The organism is Thermococcus sp., from assembly GCF_027008145.1.
Lineage (GTDB): Archaea > Methanobacteriota_B > Thermococci > Thermococcales > Thermococcaceae > Thermococcus.
On the sequence record NZ_JALTCZ010000137.1, the window covers coordinates 1 to 6,281 of the forward strand.

A 6,281-nucleotide genomic window follows, 5' to 3' on the forward strand; every position below is an offset into this window, starting at 1 on the left:
TCCTTCGGCAACTTCGACGACCCAGTATACAAAACCATCTCCAGAAAGTTCAACGGGAGATCAGAGAACGGCTATCTAAACCACATCTTTGACGACTTCATAGACCTTTCCTGACCTTAAATTTTTGCGGTGAAAAGGATGGCGGTGGTAATAAGCGTTGCAAATCAGAAAGGTGGCGTGGGCAAGACCACCCTTGCCATGAACCTCGGTTATGCCCTTGCGGAAATGGGGCGAAAGGTTCTTTTCGTTGACATCGACCCCCAGTTCAACCTCACCTTCGGCCTCATAGGAATGGGGGTTCTTGACTACGCCGACAGGAACGTTGGGACGCTGATGACGAGGGAGAGCGGGATAGATGAAAGCAGGGTTCGGGTAAGGGAGAACCTCGATCTAGTTCCGAGTCACCTCAACCTCTCGGCGAGGGAGATAGAGATAATAAACGCCTACAACCGCGAGAGACGTTTAGAGAAGGCACTTCTCCCGGTTCTCCCGGAGTACGACTATGTCATCATTGACAACCCGCCTAGCATGGGCATCTTTCTAGTCAACTCGCTCACTGCCTCCGATTACGTTCTCATACCTTTGGAGCTCAGCTACTTCGGTGTCATAGGGATGCAACTCATGTTCAACCTCATGAGAATGATACGCGAGGAAACCAACGAGAACCTCAAGCTTCTTGGCCTTGTCCCGAACAAGTTCACTAGGCAGACAAAGGTTCCAAAGCTTCGCCTGAGGGAGCTGAAGGCCACTTATCCAGACGCCCCAATACTTACGACTATACCGAGGGCTATAGCCATCGAAAAGGCCCAGAGCGAGGGGAAGAGCATATTCGAGTTCGATGGGAAGGGTCGCGCTGCTAAGGCCTTCCAAAAGCTGGCTAAAGAGGTGGTCGGGATTGTCGAAGGATAAGCTTCCCCGGCTTTTTGACGGCTCGATAGACGAGCTTACAAAGCCCAAGCCCAAGGGTGAGAGGAAGTCCCTCAAGAAGGAAAAGATGCAGAAGACCCTCTACGTTACACGGGACATGAACAGAAAGCTCATAGAGCTCTACGCCGAGGAGGGGAGGAGGCAGAGCAGCATAGTGGAAGATGCCCTCAACCTTTACTACTACCTCCGCGTTGCCCTCGGCGAGAAGAAGTTTGAAGAACTCCTCAGCGCCGTCAAGAGGGAAGACCCCGGGTTCCTACGCGAATATCTCTCAAAGTTCAGGCTTTAGCTTGAATCAGTGCTCCAGTAAGTGGTCTAATCACTCGCAGTAGGTCTCGACTATCTTCTCTATTATCTTACTCGTCTTCGCGCGGTCGCTCTTGTAGAGGTAGGGGATGCGTATAACCTGAGCGTTTATACCGTGTTCCCTTAGCTCCTCCTTCAGCTTCTCGCAGTTGAAGCTTTGATCTGGGCCGATTGCTATAACGTCCGGGTCTATCCTCTTCACGAGATTGAAGTCTATCACCCCGGGTGAGCCTATGTAGACCTCGTCCACGTATCTTATCGCCCTCAGCAGTTCGGCTCTGTCTTCCGCGGGATTTATGGGATCCCTGTGCTTCTGCCTCCTAACGGTCTCATCGTGGGCGACTATAACGACCAGCTCGTCGCCGAGCTCCTTTGCCTGCTTTAGAAAGTGAATGTGGCCGACGTGGAGTATGTCGAAAACCCCTCCAACGAGAACCCTTATTCTCTTCTCCATCTCAATCCACCGTGATCTGCCAGATTTTGTCCTTCGCGTGGTGGATGTTCTTAACCGCTTTCCCTTTGGGCTTCTCCTTCATCGCCTTCCCGCTCATGAGGGCTATACCTATCGCAAGTGGCCTTCCGTAGTTCTCTTCTACCACGAAGACGAAGTCCCCCTCCTTAATCTTTTCGTCGGCATCCACTATACCCGCGGCCATGACATCTGCTCCATTGAGGATGTATGGAATGGCCCCCTCATCAACGACAACACGCCTCGGCCATTTCCTCAGGTCTTCCTCGTTGGAGAGCTCGTAGAGCGCTATGACAAGTGGGAAAACCAGTCCCTTCCTCCTTATGAAGAAGGGCTTCCCGTTCACGAGTATTATCTCGGTCGTTCTGTCGAACTCCGCTATTTCTACCCTGTCCTTTTTGCCCATCATCTTCCCCGCTATCTCTTCCCCAAATATCTCGCTCATCTCCCGGATTATCTCCTTTATTTCCTTTTTGCTGAGGGGGTGCTTGACTTTCAGCTCCACACTCTCACCTCCTCAAAGAGCCTCCTCGCAGTTTCCCTGGGGTTTTCGCTCTCATAGATGGAGCGCCCTACTATCACGTAGTCGGCACCGGCCCTTATGGCTTCGCCGGCTTTCCCGCCTTGGGCTCCGACACCGGGGGTTATAACCCTGATTTCTGGCTTCAGCTTTGAGCGGATGTACCTGATGCGCTCGGGTCTCGTTGCGGGGGCTATGACACCGAAGGGCTCAAGCTCGTTGGTCATCTTGATGAGTCCCTCGGTTGCGGGCTGGATGAACTCTTTAGCTCCAGGATGGCTCATCTCCACGACGATTATCGTCTCCCCCAGCTCCATCACGGCCTTAACGCTGTCCCTGCCGGTGAAGCCGTGGGTTATGATGTAATCTGCCCCAGCTCCAAAAACCTTCCTCGCTATCAGCCTGTTAGTGTTCGGTATGTCAGCAAGCTTTAAGTCGGCTATGATGGGAAGGCCGGTAACCTGCTTCAGCTCGGTGATTATTTTAAGACCGGAACCGATGATAAGGGGCCAGTTCACCTTCACTGCCCAGAGGTAATCAGCGGTGCACTCGGCTATCTCAAGTGCCCTATTCCTCTCGTAGACGTCGAGGGCTAAGATGAGCCTGCTCACGCTTTCACCTCACGAGCGATTTTATCTCCTCAGGGAGTGCCCTGCCCTTCAGAAACAGGGCTACATGGTAGGCGCTCTTCAGGGCCCTCGCCGGGCTCTCGGCCCAGGTAACCACTATAAGGGCACCCTCTTCAAGGGGCATTCCCTCAAGTTCTTTCGCCAGCTCCGGCATCGCCTCGCTTAGAGGTCTTCCATCCTCAGGGAAGACCGTCCTCCCGTCCCTGACAACGAGGAGAAGCGCTCCCCTTGCGTGGAACCTTATCGCCTCGTCCCTGAGTTCTATGCTCTTGAAGTCGCCCGGGTCTCTGACTAAGAGGGTGTAGGCGGGCTTCCCTTCAATCCTTCCAGATTCAATGGCCTCCGAGAAGTGCTTGGAGATTTTCTCAGCGATACTTCTTCCCTTCTCGCTCAGCGTGTGCCCCCTCTGGCTGGATTCTATAAGGCCGAGGGCGGAGAGCTTCCTCAGAAGTGTTCTCACGCTCCCCTCGCCGAGTTCGAGTATCTCCGAGATTGTCTTTCTGCCAACGGGCTTCTGCAGAAGGTAGATAACCGCCACCGCGTCCTCAAGTGTGAACTCAGGATAGGCTCCCCTCTTCCAGCTCATCAGCTTCCCTCCGAGAAGAGTAGGAAAAAGATGATTAAAAGGTTTGCCAGAGGCTTCACAGCCACCTTGGCTTGAGCCCTGCCCACATCCTCATCTTCTCGTGGGCTATTATGCGCGGTATGTTCCTGGCCTCTTTTGGCCCAGGGTTCTTCATGTAGAAAGCGTTGACCTCGTAGACAGTTCCGAACTCCTTCCTGTCAACGGCAATCTTTCCGAGCCTGACGAGGTCAACGAGGAGGCCGGCCAAGGCAGGGCTGTCGTTTATCCTGCCGGTAACAACTATCTCATCTCTAGCGTTGTTGAAGCTGACATACTCGATGTGCATTGCTATGAACTTCTTGTCGTTGAGGGGCTCAAGGAAGCCGGTTGGCTTGATGTAGTGTGGCGCGTTGTAGCCGAGTAGATCCTCGACAATGCTCGACTTCGTGAACTCCTTGCTCTTGTTGCGCTCCTTGTCGGTCAAAGCGAGGAAGTCCTGATTTCCTCCTATGTTGAACTGCGCTATATCGCGAACATAGCGGTTCCTCTGGGCGAAGTGGCTGAGTATGTCGGCTGTGAGCGGCGTCGCGCCGGTCGCCCCATCGTCACCAAAGACCACGAGGTTGCTCTCCTTCGCGAGCTCGACGTAGACCGGGTCGTTGGCTATGAGGGTGGGGATGGCGTTGACGAAGGCAGCTCCGCCTGTTTCCTTGGCATACTTTGCGGCAGCATAAACATAAACCTGTGTCGCTGTGAGCCTGTCCTTCCTGTCCTCTGCAATGGCCTTCTCAAGCTCCTCCCTGTTCTCGAAGGGGGCAAAAGCCTCTGTGGTGCAGACGTTGACGAACACATCTGGCTTGAGCTCCTTCCACTCGCTCACAAGCCTTTCAACGGCCTCCTTGAGGCTCATCTCGTCGTCGAGGCCGGTTGCTTCGAGCGGGAGATTCCTGAGACTCTCCAGGTGAATGCCCTTCCTCACGGTTGTTCCCCTGAGGCTCTCTGGGGCATCTGGGTCGTACTTCCTTACGACATCGTAGAGATCCTTTCCGACCTTGGCCTTGTCGACGTCGTAAGAGCCGACTATCTCGATATCCTTTATCTTGATCGGTAGCTCGTCCACCAGGGGTACACCGTAGGGCTTTATTTTCCCTGCCTTTATCTTTTCAAGTCCGCTCGCAAAGATGCTGGCAACGTAGCCCTGTCCCAGTATGACAACCCTAACCATTTTGCACACCTCCTTTCCGTTGTCTTAGAATATTTTATGATAGTTAAATAGTTTTCGATTGCGAAACTTTCTTGGAAATGAAATATGTCGTGAGGACAACTCTGAAGTTCGTCACCAGCGCCAGCAGGAGAAACAGAACTCTCACAGAGACCTGAATCGGGTAAAGGAGGAAGAGCATCGTTAGGAAGACCCTCTCGTCCCTCTTACCCGGCAGTTTTCGGAGGGAGGGCACTTTGGAGTAGGCGCTCTTACAGAATGCTCCCCTGAACCTCTCCGTGGAGTAGCTGACCATCACCGAGCCGAGGAGAGCTAAAAGCGCCACGATGTACCACTGGGGCTCCTTCAGTGTTGAATACGCCAGCAATGCCAAAAAGCTCCCGTCAACGTAGCGGTCGAGAAGCGAGTCTAGATATCCTCCAAGTCTGCTCGTTCTCAGCTGGGCTCTCGCTAACTCTCCATCAACACCATCGAAGATGGAGCTGACTTGATACAGGATTCCAGCGAGGGGAAGGTTAACGAGGGTTAAGATAGCTGAGAGGATCCCAAGAGCGAAGGTGAAAGCTGTCATCGCGTTAGGGCTTACCTTCTCAACGAGCAGGGCACTGATCTCAGTTGAGATTTTTCTGTTCAGGCGTCTGCTCACGAAGCCGTCTTCTGTTCCCTTTACTGCAGTTTTGATGAGCATCTTCCTCGCCCTCTCGGCGTCCCCTGGGGTGTCCACGTCCGTCCAGCCGAAGCCGTCCACGAATGTAACTGGAAGTTTGGCCCTTTTGACAACCTCGCTGAGACTGTAGTCACCACCCTTTTCTTCCTCCAAGGTGGAGGTGACCTTGAATATGCTGTCATCTAGGACGAAGAAACCGGTGTCTACCGCGTCCCATTCCTTCAGGTTCTTGCCGATGCCCACAACCCTGCCGTCATTGACCTTAACCTTTGTGGCCTCTCCGATGTCAGCCCACCTTGGAGTTCTATCGGCTATGAGGCCGTTTCCTTCAACAGCTCTCTCCACAAAGGTCTCGCTGTAAACGTGATCGCCCATGACAAGTATGAACTCTCCGCTGACCCCTTTGCCGGTGAGGTAAAGGGAATGTCCATTGCCCTTTTCGGGCTCCGGATTAATCACGAGCTCGGCCTCGAAGCCGTGTTTCTTTAAAAACTCCAGATACATAGGGGCATAGCGTTCGTTGGTGACTATAACAAAGCGCCCAACGCCGTTTCGCTGGAGGAGAACCATCGTCCGGTAGAGAATTTCCCTTCCGGCTATCCTGAAGAGTCCCTTGGGTTTCCCACCCATCCTCGTCCCGAGGCCCGCTGCCAGTATTACCGCCGTTTTCGGTGCCATTGACATCACCTTTTTAAGTCCTGTCAAGCAGGCGATTAAGAAGCGTCCGATGGTTAAAATAACATGAAGTTTTTAAAAATTTTTCGGGTGGGGAAAATGCGCGTTGCCGTGCTGTATTCGGGAGGGAAGGACTCTAACTACGCCCTCTACTGGGCGCTGAAGCAGGGGTTCGAGGTCAGGTTCCTCGTCTCAATGGTGAGCGAGAGCGAGGAGAGCTACATGTACCACGTCCCGAACATACACCTGACAGAGCTTCAGGCAAAGGCGATGGGGATTCCACTCGTCAAGGGCTTCACGA

At 53.4% G+C, this 6,281-nt stretch carries 8 protein-coding genes and 1 pseudogene; 3 read left to right on the forward strand and 6 right to left on the reverse strand.

The genetic code is table 11. From position 1 onward, the window contains the following. Positions 1-138: 138 nt before the first annotated feature. Positions 139-909, forward strand: a complete 771-nt coding sequence (locus MVD07_RS06585; protein WP_297499875.1) for a ParA family protein — start codon at positions 139-141, stop codon at positions 907-909. Beyond that, positions 896-1,216 (forward strand): CopG family transcriptional regulator, encoded by a 321-nt coding sequence (locus MVD07_RS06590; RefSeq protein ID WP_297499877.1) that lies wholly within the window; start codon positions 896-898, stop codon positions 1,214-1,216. The genes MVD07_RS06585 and MVD07_RS06590 overlap by 14 nt, the downstream gene beginning before the upstream one ends. Positions 1,217-1,246: 30 nt before the next feature. Here MVD07_RS06590 and MVD07_RS06595 read toward each other — a convergent pair whose 3' ends face one another. From MVD07_RS06595 to MVD07_RS06620, 6 genes are read right to left on the reverse strand one after another with little or no spacing between them, the layout of a single operon-like run. Beyond that, positions 1,247-1,693: an FAD synthase gene (locus MVD07_RS06595; protein WP_297499887.1), complete on the reverse strand. Its 447-nt coding sequence runs from the start codon at positions 1,691-1,693 to the stop codon at positions 1,247-1,249. After that, entirely contained in the window at positions 1,689-2,207 is a 519-nt protein-coding gene (locus MVD07_RS06600; RefSeq protein WP_297499879.1) for an RNA-binding protein, read from the reverse strand. Before MVD07_RS06600 ends, MVD07_RS06595 begins: the two co-directional genes overlap by 5 nt. Then, positions 2,198-2,833: an orotidine-5'-phosphate decarboxylase gene (gene pyrF / locus MVD07_RS06605; RefSeq protein ID WP_297499881.1), complete on the reverse strand. Its 636-nt coding sequence runs from the start codon at positions 2,831-2,833 to the stop codon at positions 2,198-2,200. Before pyrF ends, MVD07_RS06600 begins: the two co-directional genes overlap by 10 nt. Positions 2,834-2,837: 4 nt before the next feature. After that, positions 2,838-3,437 carry a DUF4443 domain-containing protein gene (locus MVD07_RS06610; protein ID WP_297499883.1) on the reverse strand — a complete coding sequence of 200 codons (600 nt, stop codon included), beginning with the start codon at positions 3,435-3,437 and terminating at the stop codon, positions 2,838-2,840. Between the two features lie 55 nt (positions 3,438-3,492). After that, on the reverse strand, positions 3,493-4,641 hold the full coding sequence (locus tag MVD07_RS06615) for an inositol-3-phosphate synthase (protein WP_297499885.1): 1,149 nt from the start codon (positions 4,639-4,641) through the stop codon (positions 3,493-3,495). 43 nt (positions 4,642-4,684) lie between these two features. Then, a complete protein-coding gene (locus MVD07_RS06620; RefSeq protein ID WP_297499889.1) occupies positions 4,685-5,983 on the reverse strand; it encodes a bifunctional L-myo-inositol-1-phosphate cytidylyltransferase/CDP-L-myo-inositol myo-inositolphosphotransferase in 1,299 nt (432 codons plus the stop codon). 96 nt (positions 5,984-6,079) lie between these two features. Here MVD07_RS06620 and MVD07_RS06625 point away from each other — a divergent pair. After that, a pseudogene (locus MVD07_RS06625) lies at positions 6,080-6,281 on the forward strand (TIGR00289 family protein); the annotation flags it as partial.

Coding starts and splice junctions, on each gene's coding strand:
- MVD07_RS06585 (WP_297499875.1), top strand. CDS start 139: ATGGCGGTGGTAATAAGCGTTGCAAATCAGAAAGGTGGCGTGGGCAAG.
- MVD07_RS06610 (WP_297499883.1), bottom strand. CDS start 3,437: ATGAGCTGGAAGAGGGGAGCCTATCCTGAGTTCACACTTGAGGACGCG.
- MVD07_RS06615 (WP_297499885.1), bottom strand. CDS start 4,641: ATGGTTAGGGTTGTCATACTGGGACAGGGCTACGTTGCCAGCATCTTT.
- MVD07_RS06620 (WP_297499889.1), bottom strand. CDS start 5,983: ATGGCACCGAAAACGGCGGTAATACTGGCAGCGGGCCTCGGGACGAGG.